Source organism: Streptomyces sp. CO7, assembly GCF_053474865.1.
On sequence record NZ_JBRIOU010000008.1, the window covers coordinates 49,354 to 50,257 of the forward strand.

At 78.2% G+C, this 904-nt stretch carries 2 pseudogenes; both read right to left on the reverse strand.

Annotation, left to right across the window (positions count from 1 at the left end):
* Window positions 1-170, reverse strand: a pseudogene (locus tag ACOV8S_RS25090) (N,N-dimethylformamidase beta subunit family domain-containing protein); the annotation flags it as partial.
* 273 nt (window positions 171-443) lie between these two features.
* Window positions 444-904: pseudogene (locus ACOV8S_RS25095) on the reverse strand (hypothetical protein); the annotation flags it as partial.

Consider the following 904-nt stretch of genomic DNA (forward strand, 5'->3'; position numbering starts at 1 on the left):
CCTCCGGGGCGCGGGCCCGGCTCGTCGACGTACCAGGGGACCACCTGGCCGGTGTCGTCGAAGTACGTCTCGCCGCCGCGCAGCCACGGTAACGGCCCGAGGCCGAACGGGTCCGTCACGCCGTGCGCCAGCGCCCCCGACTCCCAGCGGCGGATCCGCTCCGGGCCCATGTACCGCTCCCCCTCCCTCGTGTTCGTCGTGCGTCCCGCTCCCCCGCCGGGCGGCGTCGTCCCGTCCCCGGCGGGCAGTGCGGTCCCTCACCCCGCGGGGCCGTCCTGCCCCTTCCCCCGGCGGGGGGTGCCTTGCCCTTTTCTTGCGGGCGGTGCCGCGTCTTCCTCTCGCGGGTTGTCCCGCGTCTTCCCCTCGCGGGTTGTCCCGCGTCTTCCTCCAGCGGGTTGTCCCGCGTCTTCCGTCTGCGGGCGGTGCCGCGCCCCCCGGCGCGGTCACCCCAGCCGTACCGGTTTCTCCACACGGACGCCCAGGTCGCGCAGCCAGGCGCGCAGGGGCACGGCGTCCCCCTCCTCGACCAGGCTCAGCACCCGCGCGCCCAGGTCGCCGACGCGCTCGCCGCGCACCAGGAGGGCGGGGCCGTCCAGCCAGTCGAGGCCCGGCGCGGCTCCCGCTGTGTCCACGGCGGCGCAGCAGACCATGGCGGTGACGTGGTCGGCGAGCAGGTCCCGGCCGGAGCGGGGCGGTGGGGGCGGCAGCAGCGGGAGCCGCCCGTCGTCCCACCAGGTCGACCCGGCGCCCGGACCGCCCGGAACCCCGGCCGCGGCCGGCCCGCCACCGCCCTCGCGCGCGGAGTGGGCCTCCTCGCGGGCCAGCTCGGCGGTGATGCCGGCGGCGAGCGCGGCGGCGCGTTCGTTGTCCTGCAGCGGGTCGCCGCCGTCGGGGTCGTCGAGCT